General features: G+C 60.2%; 17 protein-coding genes and 1 pseudogene. All 18 read left to right on the top strand.

Features of this window, described 5'->3' with window-relative positions; translation table 11 throughout:
• Positions 1 to 7 precede the first annotated feature (7 nt).
• The 18 genes and pseudogenes from H045_RS16160 to H045_RS16075 all read left to right on the top strand — a co-directional run bounded on the left by H045_RS16160 (position 8) and on the right by H045_RS16075 (position 16,461).
• On the top strand, positions 8 to 1,222 hold the full coding sequence (locus tag H045_RS16160) for an IscS subfamily cysteine desulfurase (protein WP_003238453.1): 1,215 nt from the start codon (positions 8 to 10) through the stop codon (positions 1,220 to 1,222).
• 101 nt (positions 1,223 to 1,323) lie between these two features.
• Positions 1,324 to 1,710 carry a Fe-S cluster assembly scaffold IscU gene (gene iscU / locus H045_RS16155; protein ID WP_003175965.1) on the top strand — a complete coding sequence of 129 codons (387 nt, stop codon included), beginning with the start codon at positions 1,324 to 1,326 and terminating at the stop codon, positions 1,708 to 1,710.
• A 28-nt stretch (positions 1,711 to 1,738) separates the two neighbouring features.
• Entirely contained in the window at positions 1,739 to 2,062 is a 324-nt protein-coding gene (iscA, locus tag H045_RS16150; RefSeq protein WP_003175963.1) for an iron-sulfur cluster assembly protein IscA, read from the top strand.
• An 8-nt stretch (positions 2,063 to 2,070) separates the two neighbouring features.
• Positions 2,071 to 2,592, top strand: coding sequence for a co-chaperone HscB (gene hscB, locus H045_RS16145; RefSeq protein ID WP_015372916.1), 522 nt, complete (start codon positions 2,071 to 2,073; stop codon positions 2,590 to 2,592).
• A gap of 53 nt (positions 2,593 to 2,645) precedes the next feature.
• The gene (hscA, locus tag H045_RS16140; RefSeq protein ID WP_015372915.1) at positions 2,646 to 4,508 is read left to right on the top strand and encodes a Fe-S protein assembly chaperone HscA; all 1,863 of its coding nucleotides are present in this window, start codon (positions 2,646 to 2,648) and stop codon (positions 4,506 to 4,508) included.
• 3 nt (positions 4,509 to 4,511) lie between these two features.
• Positions 4,512 to 4,853: an ISC system 2Fe-2S type ferredoxin gene (fdx, locus tag H045_RS16135; RefSeq protein WP_015372914.1), complete on the top strand. Its 342-nt coding sequence runs from the start codon at positions 4,512 to 4,514 to the stop codon at positions 4,851 to 4,853.
• A 14-nt stretch (positions 4,854 to 4,867) separates the two neighbouring features.
• Positions 4,868 to 5,068 (top strand): Fe-S cluster assembly protein IscX, encoded by a 201-nt coding sequence (gene iscX, locus H045_RS16130; protein ID WP_015372913.1) that lies wholly within the window; start codon positions 4,868 to 4,870, stop codon positions 5,066 to 5,068.
• A gap of 91 nt (positions 5,069 to 5,159) precedes the next feature.
• Entirely contained in the window at positions 5,160 to 5,585 is a 426-nt protein-coding gene (gene ndk, locus H045_RS16125) for a nucleoside-diphosphate kinase (protein ID WP_003175956.1), read from the top strand.
• A 29-nt stretch (positions 5,586 to 5,614) separates the two neighbouring features.
• Positions 5,615 to 6,750: pseudogene (rlmN, locus tag H045_RS16120) on the top strand (dual-specificity RNA methyltransferase RlmN); the annotation flags it as partial.
• A gap of 25 nt (positions 6,751 to 6,775) precedes the next feature.
• Complete coding sequence (gene pilW / locus H045_RS16115) at positions 6,776 to 7,534, top strand: type IV pilus biogenesis/stability protein PilW (protein WP_015372912.1); 759 nt, start codon at positions 6,776 to 6,778, stop codon at positions 7,532 to 7,534.
• The gene (locus H045_RS16110; protein ID WP_015372911.1) at positions 7,534 to 8,520 is read left to right on the top strand and encodes a RodZ domain-containing protein; all 987 of its coding nucleotides are present in this window, start codon (positions 7,534 to 7,536) and stop codon (positions 8,518 to 8,520) included. Before pilW ends, H045_RS16110 begins: the two co-directional genes overlap by 1 nt.
• Positions 8,521 to 8,522: 2 nt before the next feature.
• Positions 8,523 to 9,632 (top strand): flavodoxin-dependent (E)-4-hydroxy-3-methylbut-2-enyl-diphosphate synthase, encoded by a 1,110-nt coding sequence (gene ispG / locus H045_RS16105; protein ID WP_003238471.1) that lies wholly within the window; start codon positions 8,523 to 8,525, stop codon positions 9,630 to 9,632.
• A 23-nt stretch (positions 9,633 to 9,655) separates the two neighbouring features.
• Entirely contained in the window at positions 9,656 to 10,945 is a 1,290-nt protein-coding gene (hisS, locus tag H045_RS16100; protein WP_003238473.1) for a histidine--tRNA ligase, read from the top strand.
• A gap of 42 nt (positions 10,946 to 10,987) precedes the next feature.
• Complete coding sequence (locus H045_RS16095; protein ID WP_003238475.1) at positions 10,988 to 11,629, top strand: YfgM family protein; 642 nt, start codon at positions 10,988 to 10,990, stop codon at positions 11,627 to 11,629.
• Positions 11,622 to 12,773 carry an outer membrane protein assembly factor BamB gene (gene bamB, locus H045_RS16090; protein WP_032871575.1) on the top strand — a complete coding sequence of 384 codons (1,152 nt, stop codon included), beginning with the start codon at positions 11,622 to 11,624 and terminating at the stop codon, positions 12,771 to 12,773. Before H045_RS16095 ends, bamB begins: the two co-directional genes overlap by 8 nt.
• A gap of 134 nt (positions 12,774 to 12,907) precedes the next feature.
• Positions 12,908 to 14,377 (top strand): ribosome biogenesis GTPase Der, encoded by a 1,470-nt coding sequence (gene der / locus H045_RS16085; RefSeq protein WP_003238479.1) that lies wholly within the window; start codon positions 12,908 to 12,910, stop codon positions 14,375 to 14,377.
• A 156-nt stretch (positions 14,378 to 14,533) separates the two neighbouring features.
• Entirely contained in the window at positions 14,534 to 15,682 is a 1,149-nt protein-coding gene (locus tag H045_RS16080) for a pyridoxal phosphate-dependent aminotransferase (protein WP_015372910.1), read from the top strand.
• Complete coding sequence (locus tag H045_RS16075) at positions 15,670 to 16,461, top strand: amidohydrolase (protein WP_015372909.1); 792 nt, start codon at positions 15,670 to 15,672, stop codon at positions 16,459 to 16,461. Before H045_RS16080 ends, H045_RS16075 begins: the two co-directional genes overlap by 13 nt.
• The last annotated feature ends 89 nt before the right edge of the window (positions 16,462 to 16,550 follow it).

Genomic DNA, 16,550 nt, shown 5'->3' with positions numbered 1-16,550 from the left:
AAAGTCCATGAAATTGCCAATTTACCTTGATTACTCAGCGACCACCCCGGTTGACCCGCGTGTTGCGCAAAAGATGAGTGAATGCCTGCTGGTCGACGGAAACTTCGGCAACCCGGCCTCCCGCTCCCACGTATTCGGCTGGAAAGCCGAGGAAGCGGTCGAGAACGCGCGTCGTCAGGTCGCCGACCTGGTTGGCGCAGATCCGCGTGAGATCGTCTGGACCTCCGGTGCCACCGAGTCCGACAACCTGGCGATCAAGGGCGCGGCGCATTTCTACGCGACCAAGGGCAAGCACCTGATCACCACCAAAATTGAGCACAAGGCTGTCCTCGACACCATGCGCCAGCTGGAGCGTGAAGGTTTCGAGGTGACTTACCTTGAGCCAACCACCGACGGTATCGTCACTCCGGCCATGATCGAAGCCGCGCTGCGTGAAGACACCATTCTGGTTTCCGTGATCCACGTGAACAACGAAATCGGCACCATCAACGACATCGCCGCCATCGGCGAGCTGACGCGGTCCAAGGGTGTGTTGCTGCACGTCGACGCTGCTCAGTCCACCGGCAAGGTCGATATCGACCTGTCCAAGCTGAAAGTCGACCTGATGTCGTTCTCGGCCCACAAGACATACGGCCCTAAAGGCATCGGCGCTCTCTACGTAAGCCGCAAGCCTCGCGTGCGTATCGAAGCGGGCATGCACGGTGGCGGTCACGAGCGCGGCATGCGTTCGGGCACGTTGGCCACTCACCAGATCGTTGGCATGGGTGAGGCCTTCCGCGTAGCCAAGGAAGACATGGCTGCCGAAAACATTCGTATCAAGGCCCTCAGTGATCGCTTCTACAAGCAGGTCGAGAACCTTGAAGAGCTGTACGTCAACGGCAGCATGACCGCCCGCGTACCGCACAACCTGAACCTGAGCTTCAACTACGTCGAAGGCGAGTCGCTGATCATGGCGCTCAAGGACCTGGCGGTTTCGTCCGGTTCGGCTTGCACCTCGGCCTCCCTTGAGCCTTCGTACGTACTGCGCGCCCTGGGTCGCAACGACGAACTGGCACATAGCTCGATCCGCTTCACCTTCGGCCGCTTCACCACCGAAGAGCAGGTCGACTACGCCGCGCAGAAAGTCTGCGAAGCGGTCAACAAGCTGCGCGTTCTGTCGCCGCTGTGGGACATGTTCAAAGACGGTGTCGACATCTCCAAGATCGAGTGGGCGGCACACTAAATTATAGAAGCCGCCACCCAAGGCTCTGTAGGAACGTGGCGGAAACCGCAGACGTGACTACAGGGTTCCAGAGCGGCCCTGATGAGTGAGGATTCAGTACCATGGCTTACAGCGAAAAGGTCATCGACCACTACGAAAACCCGCGCAACGTCGGCAAGATGAACGCGGAAGACCCTGATGTCGGCACCGGCATGGTCGGCGCTCCGGCGTGCGGCGATGTAATGCGCCTGCAGATCAAGGTCAATGATGCTGGCGTTATCGAAGACGCCAAATTCAAGACTTATGGCTGCGGTTCGGCCATCGCCTCCAGCTCGCTGGCGACCGAATGGATGAAAGGCAAGACTCTGGATGAGGCTGTCACCATCAGCAACACCCAGCTGGCCGAAGAACTGGCATTGCCGCCAGTGAAAATCCACTGCTCCGTACTCGCTGAAGACGCCATCAAGGCCGCCGTTCGCGACTACAAGCAGAAGAAAGGCTTGATTTAAGCATTTGGCGACGAGTAAGGAGTCAACGATGGCTATCAGCATGACAGAAGCGGCTGCGCAGCACATACGCCGCTCCCTGAATGGGCGCGGTAAAGGTGAGGGGATTCGTCTGGGTGTTCGCACCACGGGCTGTTCCGGCCTTGCCTACGTGCTGGAGTTTGTCGACGAGGTGGTTGCGGAAGATCAGGTGTTCGAAAGTCACGGCGAGAAAGTGATCATCGACCCCAAGAGCCTGACCTACCTGGACGGCACCGAACTCGATTTCGTCAAGGAAGGGTTGAACGAAGGCTTCAAGTTCAACAACCCCAACGTACGCGGTGAGTGTGGCTGCGGCGAAAGCTTCAACATCTGAGGCTACTTGTGGGTACTCCTTGTCATTTCGCTTTATTCGAGCTGCAGCCGAGCTTTCGGCTGAACCTTGAGCAGCTTGCCACGCGCTACCGAGAATTGGCGCGTGGAGTGCACCCGGACCGCTTTGCTGACGCTTCCGAGCGCGAGCAACGCCAGGCGCTGGAGCAATCGGCCAGCCTCAACGAAGCCTATCAGACGCTCAAGAGCCCTGCGAAACGCGCGCGTTACCTGCTTGCGATAAACGGTGGCGAGCTGCCCCTTGAAGTCACGGTGCACGACCCGGACTTTCTGATGCAGCAGATGCAGTGGCGCGAAGAGCTCGAAGACTTGCAGGACGAAGCCGATGTGGCGGGTGTCGTGGTCTTCAAGCGTCGGCTGAAGGCGGCCCAGGAAGAACTCAACGAAAGCTTCGCAGCCTGTTGGGATGATGCAGCGCAACGTGAGCAGGCCGAACGCCTGATGCGGCGCATGCAGTTCCTCGACAAGCTCACCTACGAAGTGCGCCAGCTTGAAGAGCGCCTCGACGATTAACCCAGTGTGCTGCCCGTGATGCACGCCTGATAGACAGATAAGACCTGATTACCATGGCTCTACTGCAAATCGCCGAACCCGGCCAAAGCCCTCAACCGCACCAGCGTCGCCTGGCGGTCGGGATTGACCTGGGCACCACCAATTCTTTGGTCGCCGCCCTGCGCAGCGGTCTGTCCGAGCCGTTGCCCGACGCTGATGGCAAAGTGATCCTGCCGTCCGCTGTGCGCTACCACGCGGACCGCATCGAAGTGGGCGAGTCGGCCAAGCTGGCAGCCTCCACCGATCCCTTGAATACCGTGCTGTCAGTCAAGCGCCTGATGGGCCGTGGCCTGTCCGACGTCAAGCAATTGGGCGAGCAACTGCCGTACCGCTTTGTCGGTGGCGAATCCCATATGCCGTTCATCGACACCGTACAGGGTCCGAAAAGCCCGGTGGAAGTGTCCGCCGATATTCTCAAGGTGCTGCGCCAGCGCGCGGAAACCACCTTGGGCGGCGAACTGGTCGGCGCGGTAATTACCGTGCCGGCTTATTTCGATGACGCTCAGCGCCAGGCCACCAAGGACGCGGCGAAACTCGCCGGCCTCAACGTGCTGCGCCTGCTCAACGAACCGACCGCAGCCGCCGTGGCGTATGGTCTCGACCAGCATGCTGAAGGTCTGGTCGCTATCTACGATCTGGGCGGCGGCACCTTCGATATCTCGATTCTGCGCCTGACCGGCGGTGTGTTTGAAGTACTCGCCACTGGTGGCGACAGTGCCCTGGGCGGCGATGACTTCGATCACGCCATCGCGGGCTGGATCATCACCAGCGCCGGCTTGTCCGCCGACCTGGACCCAGGCGCGCAGCGTCATCTGCTGCAAACTGCGTGCGCGGCCAAGGAAGCGCTGACGGAGGCTGCTTCTGTTGAGGTGTCCTACGGTAGCTGGTCGGCCCAACTGACCCGCGAAGCCTTCGACGCGCTGATCGAGCCGATGGTCGCGCGTAGCCTCAAGGCCTGCCGCCGCGCGGTACGCGATTCCGGCATCGAGCTTGAAGAAGTCGTCGCGGTGGTCATGGTGGGTGGCTCAACTCGCGTACCTCGTGTGCGTGATGCGGTGGCCGAGGCATTTGGCCGTCAGCCCCTCACCGAAATCGACCCGGATCAAGTGGTCGCCATTGGCGCCGCCATCCAGGCCGACACTCTGGCTGGCAACAAGCGCGAGGGCGGCGAACTGCTGCTTCTGGACGTGATTCCATTATCCCTGGGGCTGGAAACCATGGGCGGTCTGATGGAGAAGGTGATTCCGCGCAACACCACCATCCCCGTTGCCCGCGCCCAGGACTTCACCACATACAAAGATGGTCAGACGGCCATGATGATCCATGTGCTGCAAGGTGAGCGCGAGCTGATCAGTGACTGCCGCTCCCTGGCGCGCTTCGAGTTGCGCGGCATTCCAGCGATGGTCGCCGGCGCAGCGAAGATTCGCGTGACCTTTCAGGTCGATGCCGATGGTTTGCTCAGCGTGGCTGCGCGTGAACTCGGCTCGGGCGTTGAAGCCAGCATCCAGGTCAAGCCGTCCTACGGCCTCACCGACGGCGAAATTGCCAAGATGCTCAAGGACTCGTTCCAATATGCCGGTGACGACAAGGTCGCCCGCGTGTTGCGTGAGCAGCAAGTCGACGCTCAGCGCCTGCTCGAAGCGGTGCAGGGCGCTCTTGAGGCCGACGGCGAACGCCTGCTGGACGCCGAAGAGCGCATGGTCATTGATCTGCAGATGCAGGAACTGGCCGAACTGATGAAAGGCACCGATGGTTATGCCATCGAGCAGCAGACCAAGCGTCTGTCGCAAGTGACCGATGCCTTTGCCGCCCGTCGCATGGACCAGTCGGTAAAAGCCGCCCTGGCGGGCCGCAACCTGAATGAAATCGAGGAATAATTAATGCCGCAGGTCATTTTTCTGCCACACGCCGAGCATTGCCCGGACGGTATGGTTGTTGAGGCTGAGACCGGCAAGTCCATCCTCGAGGTTGCCCATGACAACCACATCGAGATCGAAAGCGCCTGTGGCGGTGTCTGCGCCTGCACGACCTGTCACTGCATCATCCGCGAAGGGTTCAACTCGCTGGAAGAAGCAGACGAGCTGGAAGAGGATTTCCTCGACCGCGCCTGGGGCCTGGAAGCGCATTCGCGCCTCAGCTGCCAGGCCAAGGTCGGGACTGAGGACATCACTGTCGAAATTCCGAAATATTCCCTCAACCATGCAGCCGAAGCGCCGCATTGATTCAAGGAAATGTCATGAGCCTGAAATGGGTTGATGTACAAGAAATCGCTATACAGCTTGCTGAGGCCCATCCAGAGGTCAATCCTCTTGCGGTGAACTTCGTCAAGCTGCGCAACCTCGTAATGGAACTGCCGGATTTTGACGACATCCCGGACCGGGGTGGCGAAAAGGTTCTCGAGGCGATTCAAGGCCTGTGGATCGAAGAAGCAGACTGAGTCGCCTTTTACGCAGTTAGGCAATACCTGATAACCCGCGTATAATTCGCGGGTTTAATTTTTCGTAAATTACCGTTTCTGGAGTTACACCATGGCTGTTCAACGTACTTTCTCCATCATCAAGCCTGACGCTGTTGCAAAAAACGTCATCGGCGAGATCACCACTCGTTTCGAAAAAGCCGGCCTGAAGGTTGTAGCTTCGAAACTCAAGCAACTGTCCAAGGCTGAAGCTGAAGGCTTCTACGCTGAACATAGCGCCCGTGGTTTCTTCGGCGACCTGGTTGCCTTCATGATCTCCGGTCCTGTTGTTGTTCAGGTTCTGGAAGGCGAAAACGCCATCGCTCTGAACCGCGAGCTGATGGGCGCTACCAACCCTAAAGAAGCTGCTGCCGGCACCATTCGTGCTGATTTCGCTGAGTCCATCGACGCCAACGCCGTACACGGTTCGGACTCCGAAGCTGCCGCTGCCCGCGAAATTTCGTACTTTTTCGCTGCTACTGAAGTAACCGCTCGCTAAGCATCGGCTTAAAGAGTGAGGGTGAATCCATGACGACATCGACTGTTAAAACCAACCTGCTGGGTCTGACTCAGCCGGAAATGGAGAAATTCTTCGACTCAATCGGGGAGAAGCGCTTCCGTGCCGGTCAGGTAATGAAATGGATTCACCACTTTGGCGTCGATGATTTCGACGCCATGACGAACGTTAGCAAGGCCCTGCGCGACAAGCTCAAGGCCATTGCCGAGGTTCGTGGTCCGGAAGTGGTCAGCGAGGACATCTCCAGCGACGGCACCCGCAAGTGGGTGGTGCGCGTGGCGTCCGGCAGCTGCGTCGAGACCGTTTACATCCCCCAGGGCAAACGCGGCACCTTGTGCGTTTCGTCCCAGGCAGGCTGTGCCTTGGACTGCAGTTTCTGCTCCACCGGCAAGCAAGGCTTCAACAGCAACCTCACCGCCGCCGAAGTCATCGGCCAGGTGTGGATTGCCAACAAATCCTTTGGCAGCGTCCCGGCAACCGTCGACCGTGCCATCACCAACGTGGTGATGATGGGCATGGGTGAGCCGCTGCTGAACTTCGACAATGTGATTGCGGCCATGCACCTGATGATGGACGACCTGGGCTACGGCATCTCCAAGCGCCGTGTGACCCTGTCGACCTCCGGCGTGGTACCGATGATCGATGAGCTGGCCAAGCATATCGACGTCTCCCTGGCGTTGTCGCTGCACGCACCCAATGACGCATTGCGTAACCAATTGGTGCCGATCAACAAGAAGTATCCGCTTAAGATGCTGCTCGAATCTTGCCAGCGTTACATGGCGACCCTGGGCGAGAAGCGCGTGCTGACCATTGAGTACACCATGCTCAAGGACATCAACGACAAGGTCGAACACGCTGTCGAGATGATCGAGTTGCTCAAGAACACACCGTGCAAGATCAACCTGATCCCGTTCAACCCGTTTCCACATTCTGGCTACGAGCGGCCGAGCAACAATGCCATCCGCCGTTTCCAGGATCAACTGCACCAGGCCGGCTACAACGTCACCGTGCGCACCACGCGCGGCGAAGACATCGATGCCGCCTGTGGCCAATTGGTAGGGCAGGTGATGGACCGCACCCGCCGCAGCGAACGTTATATCGCCGTGCGTGAATTGAATGCCGCCGACGATCTGCCGCAAATCGCTGTGAATCGAATCTGAGAGAGGATCTCTATGCCCTTGCGCCTTGCGCTGCTGTTACTGGTTACCGGTCTTGCGGCCGGTTGTGTTTCATCGGGCCATGACAGCCCTTTGCAAACCGACAAAGGCCGTGACGAGGCGCGAGTGGCGTATGTGCAGTTGGGCCTGGGTTACCTGCAGCAAGGCATGAGCGAGCAGGCCAAGGTGCCGTTGAAAAAGGCGCTCGAGCTGGACGGCGACGCCGCCGACGCCAATGCAGCGCTGGCATTAGTGTTCAAGGCCCAGGCCGAGCCTGAACTGGCCGACCGGTATTTCACCAAGGCGCTGTCCGCGCGGCCTGCCGATTCTCGGCTGCTAAACAACTACGGCAGCTTCCTGTTCGAGCAGAAACGCTATGCGCAGGCCGCCCGTTATTTCCAGCAGGCCAGCACCGATACGTTGTATCCCGAGCGTTCGCGGGTATTCGAAAACCTTGGGGTGACGTCGATGCGCCTCGGCCAGCGGGATTTAGCGCGTCAGCAGCTGGAAAAAGCCCTGCACCTGAACGGTCACCAGCCTCGCGCCTTGCTCGAAATGGCTGAGTTGTCCTACGAAGACAGGCATTATGTGCCGGCACGTGACTATTACGAGCGTTTTAGCCTGCTCAGCGGGCAAAATGCACGTAGTCTATTGCTCGGTGTGCGCCTGGCGACGGTTCATGAAGAACGCGACACGGCCGCACGTTTTGGCCAGCAACTCGAACGACTCTATCCCGGTACGCCGGAATATCAGCAATACCTGTCGGAGCAATGATGAAAGCGGCGCACCCGGAAGTTGTAGCAGCTAATCGCGTAAACCCAGGCGACACCTTGCGTCAGGCCCGCGAAAGCAATGGTTGGTCGCTGGCGGAAGTGGCCCTCAAGCTCAACTTGACGGCCACGTCGCTGGGCAACCTCGAGGCCGGCGCGTTTGACAAGCTGCCGGGGCACACCTTTGCCCGTGGTTATATCCGTGCTTATGCCAAGTTGCTCGGCATCGATCAAACCGTGCTGGTTCAGCAGTTCGATCAGTTCACCGGCACCGACTCCCAGGGCAGCAATGTCCATGGCCTGGGCCGTATCGAAGAGCCCACTCGGGTCTCCCACACAATTTTGCGGATCGTCAGCCTGCTGCTGCTGATCGCGGTGATTGGCGGTGGTTTTGTCTGGTGGCAGGACCAGGCAGCCCAGCGCACCAAGGACATGACCAGCAACGCCATGGAGCACGTCGAAGTCGAAAGCGCCGACGGCACCACCCAGATTCATCCGCTGGATGAGCCGGAAGACCAGGCCGTTGTGCAAAGCCAGGCCGCGCCTGAGACGCCGCCTTCCACCGAGCAGCCAGCGCCGGAAACCGCTCCGGCCGCAACCGCTTCAGTGCCAGCGCCGACCACTCCTGCTGCGCCTGTGGCCCAGGCTCATGCGCCGGCCGCTCCCGTCCAGGCACCGGCGACCACCGCTCCTGTTACGCCGGCCGCTCCGGCGGTTTCGGCACCTACAGCCCCCGCCTTGATCGCCGGTGACGGGCGCGTACAAGTTACCTTCATCGCCGACTGCTGGACGCAAGTCACCGATGGCAATGGCAAAGTGCTGTTCAGCGGCCTCAAGCGCAAGGGCGACACGCTTGACCAGGGCGGCAAGCCTCCTCTGACGCTGCGTCTGGGCTATGCCCGTGGCGCGCAAGTGGTCTACAACGGCCAGCCTGTGGACGTGGCGCCGTTCACCAGTGGCGAGACCGCTCGCCTCAAGTTGGGACAATAGTCATGCACGGCGAATCTCCAATCAAACGTCGCGTATCGCGCAAGATCTGGGTCGGCTCCGTACCCGTGGGCGGCGATGCTCCCATTGCTGTACAAAGCATGACCAACAGCGACACCAATGATGTGGCCGCCACCGTGGCCCAGATCAACCGTCTGGAAGCAGCTGGCGTCGACATCGTGCGCGTATCCGTGCCGGACATGGACGCTGCCGAAGCTTTCGGCCGCATCAAGCAACTGGTCAAGGTGCCGCTGGTTGCCGACATTCACTTCGACTACAAGATCGCGCTGCGCGTGGCCGAACTCGGTGTGGACTGCCTGCGTATCAACCCGGGCAACATCGGGCGTGAAGACCGCGTGCGCGCCGTGGTCGATGCTGCCCGTGATCGCGGCATTCCGATCCGCATCGGCGTCAACGCCGGCTCCCTGGAAAAAGATCTGCAAAAGAAATACGGCGAGCCTACCCCGGCGGCGCTGGTTGAGTCGGCGCTGCGCCACGTTGAACACCTCGAACGCCTGAATTTCCAGGACTTCAAGGTCAGCGTAAAGGCTTCCGACGTGTTCATGGCGGTAGAAGCCTACCGCCTGCTGGCCAGGGAAATCGTACAGCCGCTGCACCTGGGTATCACGGAAGCGGGCGGTCTGCGTTCAGGCACAGTGAAATCTGCGGTGGGTCTCGGTATGCTGCTCGCCGAAGGGATCGGCGACACTATCCGAATCTCCCTGGCGGCAGACCCCGTAGAGGAAGTGAAGGTCGGTTACGACATTCTCAAGTCCCTGCGTTTGCGTTCCCGTGGCATCAACTTCATTGCCTGCCCGAGCTGCTCGCGGCAGAACTTCGACGTGGTGAAAACCATGAACGACCTGGAGTTGCGTCTCGAGGACTTGCTGGTGCCGCTCGATGTTGCGGTGATCGGTTGCGTGGTCAACGGGCCGGGCGAGGCCAAGGAGGCGCATGTCGGCCTCACCGGTGGCACGCCGAACCTGATTTACATCGACGGCAAGCCGTCGCAGAAATTGACGAATGACAATCTGGTGGACCAGTTGGAAAAGCTGATCCGCGAGAGAGCGGCCGAAAAGGTCGCCGCTGACGCAGCGCTGATCGCTCGCGGCTGATTGAACGAATTTAAGGATTTGATGTGAGCAAGTCTCTGCAAGCCATTCGTGGCATGAACGACATCCTGCCGGAGCAGACGCCATTGTGGCGCTACTTCGAAAGCACGGTCGCGCGCCTGCTGGATAACTACGGCTACAAACAGATCCGCATGCCGATTGTCGAGTTCACCGAGCTGTTCAAGCGCTCCATCGGTGAAGTGACCGACATCGTCGAAAAAGAGATGTACACCTTCGAAGATCGCAACGGCGACTCCCTGACCCTGCGTCCGGAAGGCACTGCCGCATGCGTGCGCGCGGTACTCGAGCACGGCCTCACCGGTGGCGGTCAGCCGCAGAAGTTGTGGTACATCGGCCCGATGTTCCGCCATGAGCGTCCGCAGAAAGGCCGTTATCGCCAGTTCCACCAGATTGGCCTCGAAGTGTTCAACCTCGACGGCCCGGACATCGATGCCGAGCTGATCGTGATGACCTGGCGTCTATGGGGACAGTTGGGCATCCGTGACGCGGTCAAGCTTGAACTCAACAGCTTGGGCACCAGCGAATCCCGGGGCCGCTACCGCGAAGCCCTGGTCGAGTACCTGTCCGCCCACCTGGATAAACTGGATGAAGACAGCCAGCGCCGTCTGAAAACCAACCCATTGCGCGTGCTTGATACCAAGAACGCCGACACCCAGGCCGTGCTGGTAGACGCGCCGAAGATGGCTGACTACCTGGACGACGAGTCCCGTGTGCACTTTGACGGCCTTAGGGCGCGTCTGGACGCCGCCGGCATTCCCTACGTCATCAACCCGAAACTGGTTCGCGGCCTCGATTACTACAGCAAGACGGTGTTCGAGTGGGTTACCGACAAGCTTGGTGCCCAGGGCACCGTGTGTGCGGGTGGTCGTTACGACGGGCTGGTCGAACAGATGGGCGGCAAGCCCACCACTGGCGTAGGCTTCGCCATGGGCATCGAGCGGTTGATCCTGCTGCTGGAAACCCTGGAGCAGATCCCGGAAGAAATCGCCCGGCAAGTGGACGTCTACCTGTGCGCCTTTGGCGAGGCCGCCGAACTGGCCGCCCTGGCCTTGAGCGAACAGGTGCGTGACCAACTGCCAAACCTGCGCCTGCAGATCAATGCCGGCGCCGGCAGCTTCAAGAGCCAGTTCAAGAAGGCTGACAAGAGCGGTGCGCTGTATGCGCTGATCCTCGGCGATGACGAACTGGCCCAGCAAGTGATAGGTTTCAAACCCCTGCGTGGCCAGGGCGAGCAACAGAACATTGCCTTTGATGCGCTCGCCGCGCACCTGGCCACCTGCGTTGTGCAGGGTTGAAGCTGTCGAACAGCCGAATTTAGCGATTTAAGGAGTATTGGGGTGTCGAGTATTGATGATGATCAACTGACCGAGTTCAAGGACTGGTGGCAGCGTAACGGCAAGCCTCTGGTGACTGGCGGTCTGCTCGCTTTGGTGGTGGTGTTCGGCTGGCAGGCCTGGCACAAATATCAGGCCAACCAGTCCCAGGGCGCCTCGGTGCTGTATCAGCAGTTGCTGGAAACCACGCTCACGCCGGACGGCAAGCCCGACCCAGCCCAGGTTGCAGACCTGGCCGGCAAGCTGAAAAGCGAATTTGGCGGCAGCACCTACGCTCAATACGGTAGCCTGTTCGTCGCCAAGGTGGCGGTCGATACCGGCAAGCTGGACGATGCCGCCGTTGAACTGAAGGCCATCGCCGACAAACCGACCAACCCGACCCTGGGTGAAATCGCCCGTCAGCGCCTGGCTCAGGTACTGGCTGCACAGAACAAGGCCGACGAAGCACTCAAACTGCTCGACGGCGATGCGGACAAGGCATTTGTAGCCACTCGCGAAGAGCTCAAGGGCGACCTCCTGGTCCAATTGGGTCGTACCGACGAAGCCAATGCTGCGTACAAGAAGGCCAAGGCTGCGCTGTCTGATGAAGCGGCGGTCGGTGGCTTACAAATCAAGCTCGACGACTTGGCCAAAGGGGATGCGTGACGTGATCCGTTGGAAACATGCAGCATTGCTGGCTCTGGCCGTTCTGGCCGCGGGTTGCAGCAGCAACAGTAAAAAAGAACTGCCACCGGCCGAGCTGACCACCTTCAAGGAAGAAGTGGTTTTGCAAAAGCAGTGGAGCCGTTCCATCGGTGACGGCCAGGGCGACACCTACAACATGTTGGTGCCGGCAATCGACGGCGAAAACATTGTGGCCGCTGACGTGACCGGCGTGGTCGTGTCCATGGATCGCATGACCGGCGACGTGAAGTGGAAAAAAGACCTCGAGTTGCCAGTGTCTGGCGCCGTTGGCGTGGGATACGGCATGGTCATGCTCGGCACGCTCAAGGGCGAAGTCGTGGCGCTGGATTCCAGTACCGGTGAAGAGAAATGGCGCGCTCGCGTGACCAGCGAAGTCCTCGCACCGCCTGCCACCAACGGCGATATCGTCGTGGTGCAGACCCAGGATGATCGAGTGATCGGCCTGGACGCCAGCACTGGCGAGCAGCGCTGGTTGTACGACAGCACGCCGGCGGTACTGACCCTGCGCGGCACCAGTGGTCCGATTGTGACCAACAATTTGGCCGTCGCAGGCCTGTCGACCGGTAAAGTGGTCGCCCTGAATACCCAGAACGGCGTGCCGGCCTGGGAAACCCGGGTGGCCATCCCGCAAGGTCGTTCCGAGCTGGATCGCGTGGTGGACATCGACGGTGGCTTGTTGCTGTCAGGCGAGACCCTCTACGTCGCCACTTACCAGGGCCGAGTGGCCGCGCTGGACCTGCAGAGCGGCCGCGTCAACTGGCAGCGTGATGCTTCCAGCTACGCGGGTGTCGCCCAAGGGTTTGGCAGCGTCTACGTAAGCCTGGCGTCCGGCACCGTTGAAAGTGTTGACGAGCGTTCCACCACTGCACTGTGGAGCAACGATTCCCTGGCCCGCCGTCAACTGTCGGCACCGGAAGTGTTCTCCAGCTACGTGGCGGTAGGCGATTTCGAAGGCTACCTGCACCTGCTGAGCCAGGTGGATGGTCGCTTCGTGGGTCGTGAGCGTATTGACAGCGACGGCCTGCGTGCGCGTCCGCTGGTCGTGGGTAACATGCTTTATGTGTTTGGCAACAGCGGCAAGCTGGAAGCCCTGACTATCAAGTAAGAACCCTGCTTGGGGTAACACCCAGGCGGCCCCGTTTCGGCGGGGCATGCGGCATCTGACGATGCTGCCCCGAGCACCAGCCGCTGCCTTGCAGCGGCTTTTGTATTTTCTGAAATAACGAAGTGGAGAGCCGCATGGTTCCCGTAATCGCCCTGGTGGGCCGACCTAACGTCGGCAAGTCCACCTTGTTCAACCGCCTGACCAGGACTCGCGACGCCATCGTCGGCGACTTGTCCGGTCTGACCCGTGATCGCCAATACGGTGAGGCAAAGTGGCAAGGGCGCTCATACATTATTGTCGACACCGGTGGTATCTCCGGTGACGAGCATGGCATGGATGAAAAGATGGCCGAGCAGTCGCTGCTGGCCATCGAAGAAGCCGATGTCGTGTTGTTCCTGGTGGACGCCCGCGCGGGCTACACCGCTGCCGACCAGATGATTGGCGAGCACCTGCGCAAGCGCAACAAGCGGTCCTATCTGATCGCCAACAAGATCGACAACATCGATCCTGAGGCGGCCCGTGCCGAGTTCAGCCCGATGGGCCTGGGCGACGCCATCCCGGTCGCCGGCGCTCACGGTCGCGGCATCACTCAGATGCTGGAAATCGCCCTGCGCGACTTCCCCAAGGATGACGCCGAGGAAGAAGAGGGCGAGGAAGAAATCGTCGCCGAAGGTGAGGAAGCCAAGCGCATTCCAGGCCCGAGTGAAAAAGACGGTATCAAGATCGCCATCATCGGCCGTCCCAACGTGGGCAAGTCGACCCTGGTCAACCGCATGCTCGGTGAAGACCGCGTAATCGTGTATGACCAGCCCGGCACCACCCGCGACAGCATCTACATCCCGTTCGAGCGTAACGAGGAGAAGTACACGCTGATCGACACCGCTGGTGTGCGCAAGCGCGGCAAGATCCACGAGGAAGTTGAAAAGTTCTCCGTGGTGAAAACCCTGCAGGCCATCAAGGACGCCAACGTGGTGATCTTTGTGATGGACGCCCGCGAAGGCGTGGTGGACCACGACCTCAACCTGCTGGGCTTTGCCCTGGAGGCCGGTCGGGCACTGGTGATCGCGATCAACAAGTGGGACGGCATGACGCCCAGCGAGCGCGATTTCGTCAAGATCGAGCTGCAGCGTCGGCTGTTCTTCGTCGAGTTTGCTGATATCCACTTTATCTCGGCCCTGCATGGCACCGGCGTGGGCAACCTCTACGCGTCCGTGCAGAACTCGTTCAAGTCCGCGGTCACCCGCTGGCCGACCAACCGCCTTACCCAGATCCTGGAAGATGCGGTAGGCGAGCACGCGCCGCCGATGGTCAACAACCGCCGGATCAAATTGCGTTATGCCCACTTGGGTGGTGCCAACCCGCCGATTATCGTGATCCACGGTAACCAGATCGAGAAAGTGCCCAAGTCCTATGTGCGTTACCTGGAAAACACCTACCGCCGTGTCTTGAAGCTGGTCGGTACGCCGATTCGCATCGAGTTCAAGGGTGGCGAGAACCCATACGAAGGCAACAAGAACACACTGACGGACCGTCAGGTGAACAAGAAGCGTCGTTTGATGACTCACCACAAGAAAGCCGACAAGAAGCGTCGCGACAAGAAATAGCGACAGCTTCGAGTTGCAAGCACGATTGCTTGCCGCTAAAACCGCGATGCACAAAAGGGCTCTGAACGAGCCCTTTTTTGTGCCTGACGGTTTGCTTGCTTGACCTGCTTGCGAGTTGCAGCTTAAAACTTGCAGCTCACCCGAAGGGGGGCTCCCATGATCACCAGCAAGCTGCCGAACGTCGGCACCACCATTTTCACCACGATGTCGCAACTGGCTGCCGAAACCGGCGCGCTCAACCTGTCCCAGGGTTTCCCCGACTTCAACGGCCCGAAGGCGTTACTCGATGCGGTGGGCCAACACGTTGCCAGCGGGCATAACCAATATTCACCGATGACCGGCCTGCCGGCCCTGCGCCAGCAAGTGGCGACGAAGATTGCCCGTAGCTATGGCGTATCGGTCGACCCCGACAGTGAAGTGACCATCACGCCCGGGGCGACCGCCGCGATTTTCTGCGCGATCCAGGCGGTGGTTCGCCAAGGCGATGAGGTCATCATTTTCGACCCCTGCTACGACAGTTATGCGCCCTCGGTAGAACTGGCAGGTGGCCGTTGCGTGCATGTGCAGTTAAGCCTGCATGGGTTCGCGCTGGATTTCGAGAAGGTCGAGGCGGCGCTGTCACCGCGTACGCGCATGATCGTCCTCAACACGCCGCACAATCCCACCGGAGCATTGATCAGCCGCGCCGAGCTGGATCAATTGGCCGACCTGATCCGCGATCGCGATATCTACCTGCTCAGCGATGAGGTCTACGAGCACCTGGTGTTCGACGGGGTGCCCCATGTGAGTGTGCTGGCCCACGCAGAGCTGTACCCGCGCGCCTTTGTCGTCAGCTCCTTCGGCAAGACCTACCACGTCACCGGCTGGAAAACCGGCTATGTCGTCGCGCCACCCGCGCTTACCGTCGAGTTGCGCAAGGTGCACCAGTACGTCAATTTCTGCTGCGTGACCCCCTTGCAGTTCGCGCTGGCTGACTTCATGGCCGCTCACCCGGAACACGTCGACGAACTGCCGGCGTTCTATCAGGCCAAGCGCGACTTGTTCTGTAACCTGCTGGCGCCGTCGCGCTTGAGTTTCACGCCGGTGGCCGGTACTTACTTTCAACTGGTGGATTACTCACAGATTCGCCCGGATCTGGATGATGTCGCCATGTCCCTGTGGATGACCCGCGAACACGGCGTGGCGAGCATTCCCATCTCGGTGTTCTACCAGCACCCACCCCAAGGCCAGCGCCTGGTGCGTCTGTGCTTTGCCAAACGCGAGGAGACGCTGCAGCAAGCAGCCGAAAAACTATGCGTGATTTGAATGCACTGCCGAACCTGACGATTGCCCTGGTCCAGACCAGCCTGGCCTGGCACGACCGCCAGGCCAACTTTGACCATTTCGAGCTGTTGCTGGAGCAGGCCAGGGGCGCCGACCTGATTGTATTGCCGGAAATGTTCACCACCGGCTTCTCGATGGAATCGCAAACCCTCGCTGAGCCGGAGAACGGCCCGACCCACCGCTGGCTCCAGGCCCAGGCCAGAAAGTACGCTGCGGTCATCACCGGCAGCGTGATCATCCGGGCCGCCGACGGCAGCCATCGCAACCGCCTGCTGTGGGCGCGGCCCGATGGCGAGGTGCTGCACTACGACAAGCGCCATTTGTTCCGCATGGCCGGCGAACACCACCACTACACGCCGGGCGAGCGGCAGGTCCAGTTTGAGTGGAAGGGCTGGCGCATTCGTCCGTTGATTTGCTACGACCTGCGCTTTCCGGTGTGGAGTCGTGATGCCGAGGACACTGATCTGCTGCTGTACACCGCCAACTGGCCGGGCGCACGACGTCAGCACTGGAATCGTCTGTTACCGGCGCGGGCCATCGAGAACCTGTGCTATGTGGCGGCAGTGAATCGGGTGGGCACGGATGGAAAAGGCTTTGGCTATACCGGCGACAGTCAGGCGCTGGACTTTCAGGGCGAGACCTTGCTGAGTGCGGGGGAGGCGGACGGGGTGTTTCAGGTGTGCCTGGATGCCGCGGAGCTGGCGGCGTATCGCACGCGGTTTCCGGCGAATCTGGATGCTGATGGTTTTCGGTTTGTCTGACAGACCGCTATCGGGAGCAAGCCCCCTCCCACATTTTGATCTGTGAATACATTCAAAATGTGGGAGGGGGCTTGCTCCCGATGAGGCCG

Source organism: Pseudomonas poae RE*1-1-14 (assembly GCF_000336465.1).
Taxonomy (GTDB): domain Bacteria; phylum Pseudomonadota; class Gammaproteobacteria; order Pseudomonadales; family Pseudomonadaceae; genus Aquipseudomonas; species Aquipseudomonas poae.
This window is presented reverse-complemented; position numbering and strand designations above follow the sequence as displayed.

What these genes read in the sequence shown, in the direction of transcription:
- H045_RS16160 (WP_003238453.1), top strand. Translation starts at nt 8, where the DNA reads ATGAAATTGCCAATTTACCTTGATTACTCAGCGACCACCCCGGTTGAC.
- H045_RS16080 (WP_015372910.1), top strand. Translation starts at nt 14,534, where the DNA reads ATGATCACCAGCAAGCTGCCGAACGTCGGCACCACCATTTTCACCACG.
- ndk (WP_003175956.1), top strand. Translation starts at nt 5,160, where the DNA reads ATGGCTGTTCAACGTACTTTCTCCATCATCAAGCCTGACGCTGTTGCA.
- H045_RS16110 (WP_015372911.1), top strand. Translation starts at nt 7,534, where the DNA reads ATGAAAGCGGCGCACCCGGAAGTTGTAGCAGCTAATCGCGTAAACCCA.
- iscA (WP_003175963.1), top strand. Translation starts at nt 1,739, where the DNA reads ATGGCTATCAGCATGACAGAAGCGGCTGCGCAGCACATACGCCGCTCC.
- iscX (WP_015372913.1), top strand. Translation starts at nt 4,868, where the DNA reads ATGAGCCTGAAATGGGTTGATGTACAAGAAATCGCTATACAGCTTGCT.
- ispG (WP_003238471.1), top strand. Translation starts at nt 8,523, where the DNA reads ATGCACGGCGAATCTCCAATCAAACGTCGCGTATCGCGCAAGATCTGG.
- hscA (WP_015372915.1), top strand. Translation starts at nt 2,646, where the DNA reads ATGGCTCTACTGCAAATCGCCGAACCCGGCCAAAGCCCTCAACCGCAC.
- der (WP_003238479.1), top strand. Translation starts at nt 12,908, where the DNA reads ATGGTTCCCGTAATCGCCCTGGTGGGCCGACCTAACGTCGGCAAGTCC.
- fdx (WP_015372914.1), top strand. Translation starts at nt 4,512, where the DNA reads ATGCCGCAGGTCATTTTTCTGCCACACGCCGAGCATTGCCCGGACGGT.
- pilW (WP_015372912.1), top strand. Translation starts at nt 6,776, where the DNA reads ATGCCCTTGCGCCTTGCGCTGCTGTTACTGGTTACCGGTCTTGCGGCC.
- bamB (WP_032871575.1), top strand. Translation starts at nt 11,622, where the DNA reads ATGCGTGACGTGATCCGTTGGAAACATGCAGCATTGCTGGCTCTGGCC.
- H045_RS16075 (WP_015372909.1), top strand. Translation starts at nt 15,670, where the DNA reads ATGCGTGATTTGAATGCACTGCCGAACCTGACGATTGCCCTGGTCCAG.
- iscU (WP_003175965.1), top strand. Translation starts at nt 1,324, where the DNA reads ATGGCTTACAGCGAAAAGGTCATCGACCACTACGAAAACCCGCGCAAC.